Origin of the sequence: Tsukamurella spumae (assembly GCF_012396015.1) — a bacterium.
Taxonomy (GTDB): Bacteria; Actinomycetota; Actinomycetes; order Mycobacteriales; family Mycobacteriaceae; genus Tsukamurella; species Tsukamurella spumae.
On the sequence record NZ_JAAXOQ010000003.1, the window covers coordinates 120034 to 132822 of the forward strand.

A 12789-nucleotide genomic window follows, 5' to 3' on the forward strand; every position below is an offset into this window, starting at 1 on the left:
CGCTAGCGTGGCCACCATGTCCAGCGCCGGGATCCGAGCCGTGTTCGACAGCGGCGCGAGCGTCCACGCCGACAAGTACGACGTCCTGAGACGGGTGGGGCTGCATCGCGTAGCGGTGAACCTCGCGGCGCTCTGCGTCGCCGGAATCGCCGTCACCGCGATCCTGCTAGCACTCAGCGGCCGGTCGACGATCCCGGCGCTGTGTGTCGCGCTGGCCGTGCCCGCCGTCGGCTGGGCCTGGTTCCTGCATCGGACGCCGCGGATGCGATACGCCCAGTCGCTCGGTTTCCTCGCGTACTGCGACGTCGTGATCATCGTCGGCCTCTTCGTCGTGACCGACTCGGAGGTCGGGTTCCTCAAACTCACCTGGCTCGTCGCGGTGAGCGGCTACGCCTACGGGTTCCACGGGCGGGTCGCGATGGCGCTGCAGAGTGCGATCGGTGTCGTCGGCCTCGGCGTGGTTATCGCGATGGCCCTGATCCACCACGACTCGTCGATCCCGCTGCTCGCGGCGGGCTCGGTCACCGTTGTCGTCATCAACGCCGCCACCGCACTCGTCATCGACGGCGGCATCCGCCGGTTCGGGCTCACCGCCGAACGTGCAGAGCATCTCGCGCGGCTCGACGATCTCACGGGACTGCTCAACCGCCGGGGCCTCGGTCACGCGTGCCGCGGCTGGTCGGGGGCCATGACGGTGGCCGTCCTCGACCTGGACGGGTTCAAGCGGCTCAACGACACCCACGGCCACCCCGCGGGCGACGAGGTCCTGCGCCACGTCGCTCGTGGACTGCGTGCCGCGGCCGGGCCCAGTGCCCTGGTCGCCCGCCTCGGCGGCGACGAGTTCGCCGTGGTCGCCGGCCGTCTCCCCGACCTCGAGGCCGGTATCCGCGGCACGTTCGACGGGGTGCCCGTCCGCGCGAGTCTGGGCCTCGCCCACGGGATCGCCGACGGCGCCGCCGGCCTCGACGCGCTCCTCGCCTCCGCCGACGCCGCCATGTACCGGGCCAAGCGGGCGGCGGACCGTCGGACCGCCTGAGCGGGAGCCGCGCCACCCGGCGGCCCGGAGACACCGGACCGTCAGCGCCGGAGCATCCGGCGGCACCCGCGGTAGAAGCGGTGCGCGACGTTCTCCGGCGCGAGGGGCACGCTCCACCCCTGCCACAGGGCGAGGAGCCGGAAACCCGTGGCCAGCACGGCGCCGACCACGAGCGACCGCGCGTCGGTGGCGCCCCAGTACGAGGCGAGCACCGTCGCGCCGGCGCCGGTGAGCGCGGGGATGGCGTAGAGATCGCGCTCCTGGATGAGCAGCGGCACCTCGTTGACGAGGATGTCGCGCAGCACGCCGCCACCGAGCGCGGCGGTGATGCCGATGAGCGCGGCGGCGAAGGGCGACGCGTCGTGGTGCAGGGCCGTCAGCGCGCCGGCGGCGGAGAACACGCCCATGCCGATCGCGTCGAGCACGACCACCGACAGCTTGAGCCGCCCGAACTGCGGGTGGAAGACGAAGACGAAGGCGGCCGCGATCGTGGCCGTGGTGAGGTTCTCCCAGCCCTGGAAGGACGCGGGCGGGTGGATGCCGAGCAGGACGTCGCGCGCCACGCCGCCGCCCACGCCGGTGAGCGCGGCCAGCGTCCAGACGCCGAACAGGTCGAGCCGCTTGCGGACGCCGATCAGCGCGCCGGACGCCGCGAACACCGCGATGCCCGCGTAGTTCAGCACCGCCAGCAGCACGGAACCCCCCTAACGAGCTTGCATACACCTCAAGAGCGGGCCGGCACCAGGCCGACCCGCTCTTGGGGAAAGATCAGTTCTTAGCGGCGGTCGAGATCGACCAGGCCCAGCTTCGCGGCGCGCACGAGGCGACGCGGAACCAGGTGGGTGCGGCCGCCGACCTGCACGGCCTGCAGCTCGGGGTTGTTCGCCTTCCACTGCGAGCGGCGAGCATGCGTGTTCGCCCGCGACATACGGCGCTTCGGTACAGCCATGATTCTTCCTATCGGTCTTGACGAAAAAAGCTCTCGACGCGAGCCCGGAAGGCTTCCAACGTCACAAGCACAGAAGTCTACCGCCGAACAGCCCGCCCGCCAAAACGCGCGTACTTCTCCTCGAACTTCTGCACGCGTCCGGCCGTGTCGACCAGCCGCTGCTTGCCCGTCCACAGCGGGTGCGAGTCGCTGGTGACGTCCACGACGATCAGCGGATAGGTCTCCCCCTCGACCTCGACGGTCCGCGCCGACGTCGCCGTACTCCGGGTGACGAAGACCTTCCCCGTCGACGCGTCCTGGAACGCGACGGGGCGGTACTCCGGGTGGATTCCTTGCTTCATGACATCTCCTCGTCTTCTCGTGTCCCGGCCGCCGGGTCGGGGGCCAGGTCCTCGCACGGGTCGGCGTGCATCGCGCCGAACGGGTCGTGCCAGAGCGCCCACTCGCCGGGCCCGGCGGCGAATTCGGCGGGGGTCAGCTCGGCCCAGCGCAGCGTCTCGGCGACGCGCACGGGGTCGGCCCCGGCGACCAGCACCACCAGGTCGGTCCGACGGTCCCCGTAGGCCTCATCCCAGCCGGCGGACGCCATCGCCCAGCGGTCGGGACTCCCCTGGCCGCCCGCGGCGAGCCACGGGCCCGCCGCGCCGACGCGCAGCCCCGCCCCGGCGGACTCCAGCCAGAAGGCATCGTCGGGACGGGTGGCGAGCCACATCCGCCCCCGCGCGTGAACGACCCCGTCGAGCAGCACGTCGATGGCCTCGTGGAACCGGCCGGGGTGCAGCGGCCGGCGGGCGCTGAATTCGATCAGGCGGACGTCGCCGTCCGGTTCCAGGGGCGGGCAGCCGGGCAACAACGGGCCGAAGGGCTCGATCGGGGCGCGCGGCACCCCCAGGCGCGGGAGCAGTCCGGTCAGCGGCTCCTGCTCGCGGGCGATCGGCGCATCGGGCGCCAGGCGGCGCAGCACGGCGCGCAGGCGGGCGGGGTCGGGGCTGTCGCCGGTCACCACCAGCAGGTCCGCGTTCTGCGCGTGGCCCACGGCCAGCTGGGCGACGGTCCGCTCGTCGTCGCCCGGCACGGCGAACCGCTCGCCGAGGTCCTCCTCACCGAGGGCGTCGTCGAGCCAGGTCGCACCGTCGACGAAGCCGATCGTTCCGACGATCTCGACATCGCGGGACGCGGGCGCGGAGACGCCGCCGACCATCTCGACGACCACGTGCTCGATCGCGTCCCGCAGCGCATCGGCCTCGAGGGTGGGGTCGAGCCGCACCACGATCCGCCGGACGCCCTGCCGCCGGTGCAAAGCCCGCAGCAGCGGCAGCAGGTCCTCGCGCAGCGTGCACGAGACACAGCCGTGAGCGAGCTCGAGCAACGCGACGCGCTCCTCGGCGGTGCCGTCGGGCCGGACGGTGGACTCCGACCGGACCACCATCCCCTCGTGGAGCCCGGACAGGTCGTGATGCACGACGACGGTGCCCGGTTCGGCCAGCTCAAGGGCGCGCTCCTGCCCGCCGAAGCCGGTGAGGAGCAGGACCGGAGTTCTGTTGGAAATGATTCCCATTTCTAGTACGTTACCTTATCGACAATCATTCGCAAGAAGGAGAGCAATGTCCGCACACTGCCAGGTGACCGGCCGCGCCCCCGGCTTCGGCAAGCGGGTCTCGCACAGTCACGTGCGCACGAACCGACGCTGGAACCCGAACATCCAGCGCCGCCGCTACTACGTGCCCTCGCTCGGGCGCTCGGTCACGCTCCGGGTGTCCACGAAGGGCATCAAGACCATCGATCGCCGCGGCATCGACGCGGTGGTCACCGACATCCTGTCCCGAGGGGAGAAGCTGTAATGGCCCGCAACGAGGTCCGACCGATCATCAAACTCAAGTCCACCGCCGGCACCGGGTACACGTACGTGACCCGGAAGAACCGTCGCAACGACCCCGACCGCATGGTGCTGCGCAAGTTCGACCCGGTCGTCCGCGCGCACGTCGACTTCCGTGAGGAGCGCTGATGGCGACGAAGGCGAAGATCGCCAAGAACGAGCGGCGGAAGGTTCTGGTCGCACGCTGGGCCGAGCGGCGCACGGAGCTCAAGCGGGTCATCGCGCACCCGTCGACCCCGGCGGACGACCGCGCCGCGGCCGTGAGCGCGCTCGCGAAGCTGCCCCGCGACGGCTCGGCCACGCGCGTGCGCAACCGCGACGCCGCCGACGGCCGGCCCCGCGGACACCTGCGCAAGTTCGGCCTGTCCCGCGTCCGGGTCCGGCAGATGGCGCACGACGGTGAGCTGCCCGGCGTCCGGAAGTCGAGCTGGTGATGGCGCGCAGGCCCGTGCGCACCCCCGCCGCGCGCCGCGGACTCGTGCGCGTGCCCGACGGTGCCCTCGACTACAAGAACGTCACCTACCTGCGGACCTTCCTCAACGACCGCGGCAAGCTGCGCTCCCGCGCCGTGACGCGGCTCTCGCCGCAGGACCAGAAACAGCTGGCCCTCGCGGTGAAGAACGCCCGGGAGATGGCGCTCCTTCCCTACTCGACGAGGTAGCGCCTCACGATGTCGGGTTCTGGTGCGTCGCAGGTGCGGGGTGCACGTCTGAGGCACCAGAACCCGACATCGTGAACCGCTCCGCGATTCGTCGGTCGCGTAATCTGCTCGCTCGTGACCTCCGTGCTGGCCGGCTTCGCCGTGATCGCGATCATCATCGCGGCGGGCTGGCTGGTCGGCCGGGTCGGCGTCCTGGGCGAGGAACCCGAGAGGCAGCTCTCGCTCCTGGTGTTCTACCTGCTCACCCCGGCCCTGTTGCTGCACGCGCTGGCCACCACCGACATGTCGGTGCTGTTCAGCCCGCGATTGTGGGTGAGCGCGGGGTCGGCGCTGGTGATCGGCGCGATCTACTACGTGATCGTCCGGGTGTTCCGGCACCGGCCGATGGGCGATGCGACGATCGGCGCGCTTGCGTCCAGCTACGTGAACTCGTCGAACCTGGGTATCCCGATCGCGGTGTTCGTGCTGCACGACACGTCGTACGTGGCCCCACTGCTGCTGTTCCAGATCCTGATCTACTCGACGATCGCGCTGACCATGCTCGACATCGCGGAGTCGCGCGAGCGCCCCGGCAGGGCCCAGCCGATCTGGCGCACCGTCGCCACTCCCCTGCTGAACCCCATCGTGGTGGGCGCGCTGATCGGGCTCGTGATCTCGCTCGCGCGGTGGCACCCGCCGGACTGGTTGATGAGCCCCGTCAAGCTGCTCGGCGACGCTTCGGTACCGATGGCCCTGGTCGTCTTCGGGCTGTCGCTGGGCGGGGTGCGGGTGCTGCAGAAGGGCGAGGCGCCCCGTCGGGACATCGCGCTGGCGACCGCGCTCAAGATGATCGCAATGCCCGTCCTCGCGTGGGCGATGGCGCGATTCCTGTTCGGTCAGTCGGGGCACGCCCTGTTCGCGCAGACGGTGACCGCGGCCCTCCCGACCGCACAGAACGTGCTGGTCTACGGCCTGCGGTACAACCGCGGCGTGATCCTCGCGCGGGACTGCGGCCTGATCACGACGATGCTGTCGATACCGGCGATCATGCTGATCGCCGCTCTGCTCACCTGACGGACGCGCCGAACGACCAGGTCACATTACGCCTGTGACGCCCGTTTCAGCTTGGGTTCGACATGTTACTCATGGGTTAATAAGAGTACGAGCGGAGCGCTGAACGGCGCGTCGCGACCACACACTCAGGAGAGACCCATGGCTCAGACCGCCGCTCAGCGCGCCGTCGAGGTGTTCGTCTCTGCCGTTCAGGCCCGCGGGGGCAAGGCAGAGGTCGCCACGAAGGGGAGCACCGTGCTCGTCACCGTGACCGCAGCCGACCGCACCGAGACGCTCCGCGTCAAGGCCACCACCGGCGATGCCTGGCACGCCCGCAAGGGCGAGGCCGTCGTCAAGGCGCCCGTCACCGCGTGGGCGCTCGTCGACCTGTCCGACGGTGCGCCGATCGCCATCGTCTCGGCCGCCGAGTACGCCGCGCACGTCGGCAAGCTCGCCGCCGGATACGAGGGCAAGAACCCGGGCAAGACCCTGACCGCGAACACCAACCTCGCCGTCACCGCCGACGCCGTGGCCGCGTGGGAGGACGCCTGGTCGGTCCTGGGCCTCGACGGTGGCGCCGCGAAGCCCGCCGCCGCCGCGAAGCCGGCTGCGGCTGCAAAGCCGGCCGCGACCAAGCCCGCTGCCAAGAAGGCCCCGGCGAAGAAGACCCCGGCGAAGAGCACCGCCGCCAAGAAGACCGCGCCCGCGAAGAAGGCCCCGGCCAAGACCGCTGCTGCCGAGTCCACTGCGGCCAAGACCGCGGCCGCCAAGACCGCCGCGGCGAAGCCCGCAGCGACCAAGCCCGCCGCCAAGAAGGCGCCGGTCAAGGCCTCGGAGGCCAAGATCACCCCGATCGCCGCACAGAAGGACGCCGCGTCGAAGGGCAAGGCGCCCGCCTCCATCGACGCGAAGTCGGCCAACTCGGCGGCCGCCCCCAAGGCCGACGCGAAGACCGGCGCGAAGGCCGCGCCGAAGCCGGAGACGAAGGCACCGTCGAAGGACGTCGCCAAGGCCGAGAAGCCCGCGCCGAAGAAGAACCAGCCCACCGGCATCGCGCTGCTCCTCAAGCGGCTCCCGGTGGTCGGCCGCCTGCTCTGACGCAGCGCCCACCCTCGACGATCCGGCCTCCCCGCCCTGCAGCGGGGAGGCCGGCTCCGTTTCAGGTCGGTCCTCCGACCGGATGAATCCCTGCTGGAGGACCGCCACCAGCGCCCTCCGAGTGCCACAGTCAGTGAATACCGACTGATCGGAGGAACGATGAACACAACAATTCGTACCGCAGCCGTCGTCGCGGTCGCCACCGGCGCGGTGCTCGCGAGTCCGGGTGCCGCCTTTGCCTTCACTCCCGCGGAGAACGGCTTCCTCAGCGCCGTCTCCGCTCGCGGCACCCACATCACCGATGCCCCCGCGATGCTCCGGGACGGCTATACCGCGTGCCGTGGCGGGTCGGCGCGCAAGGACATCGCCCAGGAGGCGCGCCACTGGCTGTGCCCCGGCGGGATCCAGTGGGATGCAGGGCGGCCGCCGCACCCCGCGTACTCGCGGTCCGAGCACGCCTTCCTGAACGCGGTCGCCGCCCGGGGTACGGAGATCACTGACGCGGCCGCCATGATTCGCGAGGGTCGCAAGGTCTGTGGCGGCGGCAGTGCCCGCGCCGACATCGCCCAGGAGGCGCGACACTGGCTCTGCCCGCGCTGACGCCGAGACCTCGCGCAGAGTCCACCGCGCGTGTCGGCGCGAGGAAGCGGGGACCCACCCGCTTCGCCTAGAGTCGGGACTATGCCCGACGAGCTCGAACCCCTGCGCCGCGATGTCCTGCGGGCATCGGATCACGACCGCAATCGCGTGGTGGAGATGCTCTCCGCGGCCCTCGGCCTCGGCCAGATCACGCTGCCCGAGTACGAGGAACGATCGGAACAGGCGGTGCAGGCCCGCACGTTCGCGGACCTCGACCGGTTGGTCGTCGACCTCCCGGCCGTGCAGGCACCGTCGGCCATGGCGGCCCCGGCGTACCGCGCGCCGTCGGTCGCACCCGCGGGCGTGCCGCGCATGGGCGAGAACAAGTGGGCGATCATGTCCGGAACGCGGGTGCGCGGGCCGATCGCCGTGGGGCCCGAGCACACCGCCACCGCGTTCTGGGGCGGTGTGAACCTGGACCTGCGCGAGGCGACCTTCCTCGTGGGCGATGTGACCCTGAACGTCTACGCCGTCATGGGCGGCGTGGAGATCATCCTGCCCAAGGGCGCCAACGTGCACGTCGAGGGTGTCGGGATCATGGGCGCCTTCGAGCACAAGAACCCGCAGACCGGCGAGCCGACCGGTCCCCGGATCACCGTGAAGGGCTTCGCCTTCTGGGGCGGGGTCGAGGTGAAGATCAAGTAGCTATGCCCGCTTGCGACTGCCCAGGTAGTCGCTGACGACCGCGGCGCCCAGACCGTCGAGGTCCGGCGAGACGAGCCGCCCGCCCACGCGCCGCACCACCGCGGTGAGGAAGCGGGTGAGCCCGGGGTCGTCGCCCAGCTGGAAGACCGTGATCTGCGCACCCTGTGCGGCAACGGCGTCCAGGCCGCGCACCGTCATCGCGACGGTCCGCGGGTGCGGCGGGTAGTCGAAGAAGGGCTCGCCGTTCCGCTCGAGGTGGGCGGTCGGCTCACCGTCGGTGACCACGAGCAGCACCGGCTGCGCGTTCGGATGGGCGCGGAAGTGCTGTTGCGCCAACGCCAGCGCGTGGTGCAAGTTCGTGCCCTGCTCGTAGGCACCGTCGAGCCCGGTCAATTCCCCCACGCTGAGCGTGCGCGCGTACCGGCCGAATCCGATGAGCGCCAGGTCGTCTCCGCGGAAGCGGGTCGAGATCAGCTGGTGCAGAGCGAGAGCCGTGCGTTTCATCGGTAGCCAGCGCCCCTCCATGACCATGGAGAAGCTGGTGTCCACGAGCAGCGCCACCGCCGCGTGACTGCGGGCCTCGGTCTCGGTGACCTCGATGTCGCGCGCGTCCAGCGCCACCGGACCCGAGGTGCCCGAAGCGGCCTGTCGGAGTACGCCGTTGAGCACGGTGCGGGTGGCGTCCCACGGCTCGGTATCGCCGAACCGCCACTCCCGGCTCGCGCCGGTGGCCTCGCCCGTCGCCCCGGTGCGGGCGGTGTTCCGCTCGCCGCCCCGGGAGGTCAGACGGTGCGCCACGTCCCGCAGGATCGACTGGCCCAGTTGCCGGATCGCCTTGGGCGAGAGGCGGAGCGAGCCGTCGGGGTCGCGGGAGAAGTAGCCCTGGTCGCGGAGCGCCTTCTCCAGGTCTGCCAGGGTGCGCGCGTCGGCCACCGCCTCGTCGCCGAGCTGCCGCTGCAGCGCCTCGAGGTCGATGTCGTCGAGCGATGCGCCGTTGTACTGCTGACTCAGCTGATCCGCCAGGGATTCCAGGTCGGCGATGTCCTGCATCGCCTGCGTCGCGTCGCCCAGGCCCATGCCCTCGGATCCCTCGAACTCCTGGCTGCCGTACCAGTCCTCGCCCGGGCGGGCGTCCATCAGCTTGCCGGTGAGGTCGCTCAGCGCCTGGGAGAGCTGCGGCGACCCGAAGGCCGCCTGCGACAGCTCCTCCAGCTCGGCCCGCTGCTCCGGGGTGAGGCTGTTGTACAGCCGCTGCGCCGCGGCCGACCGCTGCGCCAGGGCGTCGATGAGCTCGTCGATGTTCCGCGGGTTCTCGGGGAAGTACTGCCCGTGCTCGGCCATGAAGTCGTCGAAGTCGGCCTGTGTCGCCTCGCCGGCGTTGTGCTTGTCCAGCAGCGTGTTCAGGTCGTCGAGCATCTTCTGGATCGCGGCGCGGTCCTCGTCGGTCGCGCCCTCGAGGGCCTGCTTGATCCCGGCGAACTGCTGGTCGAGCAGCTCGCGCCCCAGAAGGTCGCGGATCTCCTCGTACTTCTGCGCGGCCTCGGGCGAGCGCCACCGGTAGTCCCCCAGCTCCCGCACGGCCTGCGCCGCCGACGGCGGCAGGTCCCCCAAGCGCATCTCCTGGAACCGGGCATCGTCGTCCAGCGCCCGCGCGAGCTCCTTGCGCTCGGCGAGCACGGCCTCGTCGAGCAGCTTCTGGACGTCCTCGAAGGTCTTGCCGAGGTTGTTGCGCTGCAACAGCTCCTGTTTGCGCCGGTTCGCCAGCTCCGCCAGCTTGTCCAGCCCGCGCCGGTTCTCGCTGCCGCGCCGCAGGTACTCCTGCAGCGCGCGCCGCGGCGAGACGCCGTTCATCACGTCCCGGCCGATCTCGTCGAGCGCATCCCGCAGGTCGACGGGCGGGGCCAGCGGATCCGGGCCGCCGGTGTAACGGCGGTACCGGGCGAGGCGCCCGCGCCGCACTCCCTGCCCGCGCCGGGGTCGATCAGCCATAGACGGTCTGCCCCTCGTCGTCGGACTCCTTGCCGATCCGCCGGGCCAGGTACAGGCCCTCCAGTGCGAATTCGGCTGCGGCGGCGCGCTCCCCGGGCGAATCGGCCTCGAGCCGCCGGTACACCTCCGCGAGCACGGGCACCTCGGGCAGGTTCTCGAGCAGCGCTGCCGCGGTCACATCGTCGCCGGTCACGATCGGCCCGCCGGCCTCGATGGCGTCCACGAGCGGCCCCAGGTCGACGCCGAGCAGGTACTCACCGATCGTCGCGGCGGTGGCACGACGCAGCAGGTGCACCAGGGTCGCGATCTCGCGCCCCTCCTCGCCCGCCTCGAACTCCACCTTGCCGCGCAGCACGTCGGGCACCGTCAGCAGGTCGACGGGGCGCGCCACCGGCAGTTCCTCCCCACCCACGGCTGCGCGGTGCAGCGCCGCCGCGGCGACCGTCTCCTGCGCCGCGATGGCGAACCGGGCGGACACCCCGGAACGCTGGTCGACGGCGGGCGACTCGCGCAGCTCGCGGGTGAACCGCGCCAGCACCTCGGTGAGGTACTGCGGCACGGAGGCGACCACGTCCGCCTCCTGCTCGATGACCGCGACCTCGTCCTCGAGATCCAGCGGGTAGTGCGTGCGGATCTCGGCGCCGAAGCGGTCCTTGAGCGGCGTGATGATGCGGCCGCGGTTGGTGTAGTCCTCGGGGTTCGCGGACGCCAGGAGCAACACGTCGAGCGGCAGGCGCAGCGTGTAGCCGCGCACCTGGATGTCGCGCTCCTCCATGACATTGAGCATCGCCACCTGGATGCGCTCGGCCAGGTCCGGCAGCTCGTTGACGGCGACGATGCCGCGGTGCGCCCGCGGGATGAGGCCGAAGTGGATGGTCTCCGGGTCGCCCAGGCTGCGGCCCTGCGCCACCTTGACGGGGTCGACGTCGCCCACCAGATCCCCGACGGAGGTGTCCGGCGTGGCCAGCTTCTCCGAGTAGCGCTCCTCCCGGTGCTTCCACGCGACGGGCAGATCGTCGCCCAGTTCCTGCGCGCGGCGGATCGACGCCGGGGTGATCGGGTGGTACGGGTGCTCGCCGAGCTCGGCACCGTCGATGACGGGCGTCCACTCGTCGAGCAGCCCGACGATGGTGCGGATCAGGCGCGTCTTGCCCTGGCCGCGCTCGCCGAGCAGCACCACGTCGTGGCCGGCCAGGAGAGCCCGCTCGAGCTGGGGGATGACGGTGTCGTCGAATCCCTGGATGCCGTCCCACGGGTTCGTATCGGCCCGGAGCGCCGCCAGCAGATTGCCGCGGAGCTCGTCCTTGATCCCGCGGTAGACGTGGCCGGAGGCCTTGAGTTCGCCGAGCGTAGTGGGGAGCTCGCTGGGGAGCTCGGAACGGCGATCGGTGAGTGCATCGGAGCGCGCAGAAGTCACGCCGTCCACGCTACGCCGATCGGCCCGCGCCGCCCCAGCGTCTACGCCCGCAGCGAAATCGGGAATACGGAGGGGGTCACTTCTTCTTGGTGCCGGGGATGACGCCCGCGTCGATCACGGCCTTCGTCAGCGGCCGGATCCGGGCGATCAGGTCCTCCGATCCGGGGCCGAACGCTGCGGCGGTGATGGCGTCGGTGCCCGCCTCGATGTCGAGGTAGACGCCCATGCCCTCGCCCGTCAGTCGGTGCTCCTCCGGCTCGCCCTCGACGAGGCCGCGCTCGGTGAGGCGGGCGACGGCGTCGCCCCACTCCTGCTCGCTGTACCCGCGGGTGATGCGGAAGAACCTGCGGCCCATGACCCGACGGCGCACCGTCGGATCCGGGACGTCCGCCTCGTGCAGGACGCCCGCCTCGAGGCCCGTGAGCCCGTGCCGGATCAGTTCGGCGAGATGGTTGTCGCCGCGCCATTCGCGCAGCACGGAGAGGTGGCGCCAGAGGGCGAGGGCCGGATCGTCCGGCACCGTCGACGATGCCCAGGCGGAGGCGAGGGTGCGACCGGAGAGCGGCAGGCCTGCGACGAGGTCGCCGAAACCCTCGGCGAGCGCGCGGACCTCGGCGGGATCGATCCCGGCGAGGATCTCGCGGTACTGCTCGGCGAGCATGACATAGCGGCGGTCGTCGATCTCGGCCAGTCCCGCGTCGACGGCGACCGGCCATGCGCTCTCGATCAGCGTGGGCGCGAAGTTGTAGAACGCGGCGGTGACCACGGACGCGTGCGCCTCGCCGATCGGAGCGGCCCGGGCGCCCACGTAGAAGGCGTGCTGGTCGATGCCCAGGTCGCGGACGGCGTCCCGGATGCCCGGGTTGAAGTACGCGACCACGTGGAAGGGCTCGACGGTCTCGTAGGCGGTCCGGGCGAGGGCGACGGCGTTGTCCGACATGTCCCCACACTGTCAGGGCGGGCGGGGATTGTCGACGCCGGGCTACTTGTAGAAGCCCTCGCGCAGGTTGATGCCGTGCTCGACCCACACCTTCATCGCGGCGAGCATCCCGGTCCAGCCCATGCAGTTGCCGAAGGCGCTCCTGGCTCCGTCGCCGGTGGCCGCGAAGGCCGACTCGGTGATCGTGACCAGGGTGCGGGAATCGTCGTCGACGGGCTCGAACTCGAAGGTCACCGTGGTGTCCGCGCCGTGGACGGCATGCTCCGCGGCCCATCGGATCACGATCTTCGAGTACGGATCCGCCTCGACCACCTGCACCGGGAAGGCGCCGGGGAAGTCGGCGAAGTCCCAGGTGACCTCGGCGTTCGGCACCAGCCGGCCCCGGGCGCCACCGGTGGTGAAGTACTGGGACAGCTGCTGCGGATCGGCGACGGCCTCGTAGACCTGAGCGGTGGGGCGCGCCACGTAGCCGGAAACGGTGAAGGAGAGCTCTTCGAGGTCTGACAT

Annotated in this window: 17 protein-coding genes; 9 read left to right on the forward strand and 8 right to left on the reverse strand. The window is 71.2% G+C overall.

From position 1 onward, the window contains the following. Nucleotides 1-16: 16 nt before the first annotated feature. The gene (locus HF999_RS03475) at nucleotides 17-1036 is read left to right on the forward strand and encodes a GGDEF domain-containing protein (protein ID WP_139058088.1); all 1020 of its coding nucleotides are present in this window, start codon (nucleotides 17-19) and stop codon (nucleotides 1034-1036) included. A gap of 41 nt (nucleotides 1037-1077) precedes the next feature. Here HF999_RS03475 and HF999_RS03480 read toward each other — a convergent pair whose 3' ends face one another. The 4 genes from HF999_RS03480 to mrf all read right to left on the reverse strand — a co-directional run bounded on the left by HF999_RS03480 (nucleotide 1078) and on the right by mrf (nucleotide 3534). Then, nucleotides 1078-1731 carry a trimeric intracellular cation channel family protein gene (locus tag HF999_RS03480; RefSeq protein WP_068574803.1) on the reverse strand — a complete coding sequence of 218 codons (654 nt, stop codon included), beginning with the start codon at nucleotides 1729-1731 and terminating at the stop codon, nucleotides 1078-1080. Nucleotides 1732-1811: 80 nt separating this feature from the next. Continuing rightward, nucleotides 1812-1985: a 50S ribosomal protein L32 gene (gene rpmF, locus HF999_RS03485; RefSeq protein WP_013127873.1), complete on the reverse strand. Its 174-nt coding sequence runs from the start codon at nucleotides 1983-1985 to the stop codon at nucleotides 1812-1814. Between the two features lie 77 nt (nucleotides 1986-2062). After that, entirely contained in the window at nucleotides 2063-2326 is a 264-nt protein-coding gene (locus HF999_RS03490; RefSeq protein ID WP_068574801.1) for a type B 50S ribosomal protein L31, read from the reverse strand. Continuing rightward, complete coding sequence (mrf, locus tag HF999_RS03495) at nucleotides 2323-3534, reverse strand: ribosome hibernation factor-recruiting GTPase MRF (protein ID WP_168544641.1); 1212 nt, start codon at nucleotides 3532-3534, stop codon at nucleotides 2323-2325. Before mrf ends, HF999_RS03490 begins: the two co-directional genes overlap by 4 nt. A 55-nt stretch (nucleotides 3535-3589) precedes the next feature. Between mrf and rpmB the strand changes: the two genes are divergently transcribed. The 8 genes from rpmB (at nucleotide 3590) to HF999_RS03535 (ending at nucleotide 7936) form a co-directional block, all read left to right on the forward strand. Then, nucleotides 3590-3826 (forward strand): 50S ribosomal protein L28, encoded by a 237-nt coding sequence (gene rpmB / locus HF999_RS03500; RefSeq protein ID WP_168544532.1) that lies wholly within the window; start codon nucleotides 3590-3592, stop codon nucleotides 3824-3826. Further along, nucleotides 3826-3990 carry a 50S ribosomal protein L33 gene (gene rpmG / locus HF999_RS03505; RefSeq protein ID WP_168544533.1) on the forward strand — a complete coding sequence of 55 codons (165 nt, stop codon included), beginning with the start codon at nucleotides 3826-3828 and terminating at the stop codon, nucleotides 3988-3990. Before rpmB ends, rpmG begins: the two co-directional genes overlap by 1 nt. Then, the gene (gene rpsN, locus HF999_RS03510) at nucleotides 3990-4295 is read left to right on the forward strand and encodes a 30S ribosomal protein S14 (protein ID WP_168544534.1); all 306 of its coding nucleotides are present in this window, start codon (nucleotides 3990-3992) and stop codon (nucleotides 4293-4295) included. Before rpmG ends, rpsN begins: the two co-directional genes overlap by 1 nt. After that, on the forward strand, nucleotides 4295-4522 hold the full coding sequence (gene rpsR, locus HF999_RS03515; protein WP_168544535.1) for a 30S ribosomal protein S18: 228 nt from the start codon (nucleotides 4295-4297) through the stop codon (nucleotides 4520-4522). The genes rpsN and rpsR overlap by 1 nt, the downstream gene beginning before the upstream one ends. Nucleotides 4523-4636: 114 nt before the next feature. After that, nucleotides 4637-5575, forward strand: coding sequence for an AEC family transporter (locus HF999_RS03520; protein WP_168544536.1), 939 nt, complete (start codon nucleotides 4637-4639; stop codon nucleotides 5573-5575). A 138-nt stretch (nucleotides 5576-5713) separates the two neighbouring features. Then, nucleotides 5714-6652 (forward strand): hypothetical protein, encoded by a 939-nt coding sequence (locus HF999_RS22165; protein ID WP_210733420.1) that lies wholly within the window; start codon nucleotides 5714-5716, stop codon nucleotides 6650-6652. Nucleotides 6653-6811: 159 nt separating this feature from the next. After that, entirely contained in the window at nucleotides 6812-7252 is a 441-nt protein-coding gene (locus HF999_RS03530; protein ID WP_168544537.1) for a hypothetical protein, read from the forward strand. An 81-nt stretch (nucleotides 7253-7333) separates the two neighbouring features. After that, complete coding sequence (locus HF999_RS03535; protein WP_168544538.1) at nucleotides 7334-7936, forward strand: DUF1707 SHOCT-like domain-containing protein; 603 nt, start codon at nucleotides 7334-7336, stop codon at nucleotides 7934-7936. Here the strand turns inward: HF999_RS03535 and HF999_RS03540 are convergent, their stop codons facing one another. The 4 genes from HF999_RS03540 to HF999_RS03555 all read right to left on the reverse strand — a co-directional run bounded on the left by HF999_RS03540 (nucleotide 7937) and on the right by HF999_RS03555 (nucleotide 12789). Continuing rightward, a complete protein-coding gene (locus tag HF999_RS03540; RefSeq protein ID WP_210733421.1) occupies nucleotides 7937-9925 on the reverse strand; it encodes a vWA domain-containing protein in 1989 nt (662 codons plus the stop codon). Next, complete coding sequence (locus tag HF999_RS03545; RefSeq protein WP_168544539.1) at nucleotides 9918-11342, reverse strand: sigma 54-interacting transcriptional regulator; 1425 nt, start codon at nucleotides 11340-11342, stop codon at nucleotides 9918-9920. Before HF999_RS03545 ends, HF999_RS03540 begins: the two co-directional genes overlap by 8 nt. Before the next feature lie 76 nt (nucleotides 11343-11418). After that, a complete protein-coding gene (locus HF999_RS03550; protein WP_168544540.1) occupies nucleotides 11419-12282 on the reverse strand; it encodes an SCO6745 family protein in 864 nt (287 codons plus the stop codon). Nucleotides 12283-12324: 42 nt separating this feature from the next. Further along, nucleotides 12325-12789 (reverse strand): SRPBCC domain-containing protein, encoded by a 465-nt coding sequence (locus tag HF999_RS03555; protein ID WP_168544541.1) that lies wholly within the window; start codon nucleotides 12787-12789, stop codon nucleotides 12325-12327.